This window comes from [Flexibacter] sp. ATCC 35208 (assembly GCF_001975825.1).
GTDB lineage: Bacteria > Bacteroidota > Bacteroidia > Chitinophagales > Chitinophagaceae > Chitinophaga.
On record NZ_MTKN01000184.1, the window covers coordinates 1 to 1,136 of the forward strand.

The window sequence follows — 1,136 nt, forward strand, 5'->3', positions numbered from 1 at the left end:
CCGGATGATCCAATTGGGGAAATAAATCCACTAACTTGCCTGTTTGCAAATCAAGATTTAATACCCCAGCCAAGGAACTATCTTTTCGGCCAGGTGAGTAATAAATCCGAATGCCTATTGAGGGGTCATCGGCATCACCTGGTTCATTTATGTGTATTTTATAATCTGACAGGTGAGTCTTATCATCCGGATGATAATTACTTGTTTGAAACATCAAATTTAGCGCCTGATCACATTCCATAACGCTGTTTGATCCTGTTTGTTTTTCTGTGACAACAGGCTTTGTGATGACAGAATCATTCTGATTGGGCGCGATAGTTACACTATCACTTACCACATCAGCTTTTTTATCCTTAGGCGTTTCATTACATGCCCAAACACCAGCGCAAAAAAATAAGAACCAATATTTACTCATAATAATTTAAAATTAAGACCAGTAGATGTTTTATTAGTATTTGCCTTAATCAATGAATCGACAATTTTGGTACTCTTCTTCATCACATTAGCTCTTTAGCTCTCCTGTGGAGCTTTTTCTCGGGCTACCCAACGCGCCCAATTGCCATCGTAACGTTGAATATATTCAACTTTATATATCATAGCTGCTTCTACTGATGGGAAAATAATAAAGGGCTTAGTGTACCCACTCTTATCGCCGCTGCCAGATTTGCCTTCCACGTAGCACTCCTATCTATCACCACACCGACTGGCGGAATCGTCCTTGTCAGGTTCCCCGCCTGGTCATAATAATACAAAGTATACTGATACTCACTGGTGCCATACCCTATCCATCGAATACTGAACTGTCAATTCTTTTCTTGGAAACTGAGCTAGCAATACTATTATTTTCCTTTTCTCACCTTACTTATCATTTGTACGTCAATTACCAACAATCGGAACTCCCAATATCGCAAAGAATTTTGCTACAAAAGATTTCATTTAATTAATTATCAGGCATTTCTCTTTCCCAAAAAGCACTTAGGGATTCTATTTTTTTAAATTCTGTTTCCCCTTCCAAATAATAATATACAGGAGGATTATCCCCTGCATCAAGGGGGAAAAATGCATATTGATAACCTTGATGTGTCCAAAAAACAAATGAATTTTCAGGCAGTTCAAGAGTAAGTATTCGGACCTCG

At 38.4% G+C, this 1,136-nt stretch carries 2 protein-coding genes; both read right to left on the bottom strand.

Features of this window, described 5'->3' with window-relative positions; all coding sequences use genetic code 11:
- Window positions 1–415, bottom strand: a 415-nt coding sequence (locus BW716_RS34965; RefSeq protein WP_143709234.1) for a hypothetical protein, incomplete at its 3' end; no start/stop codon positions are given.
- Window positions 416–940: 525 nt separating this feature from the next.
- Window positions 941–1,136, bottom strand: a 196-nt coding sequence (locus BW716_RS37365) for a hypothetical protein (RefSeq protein WP_220388915.1), incomplete at its 5' end; no start/stop codon positions are given.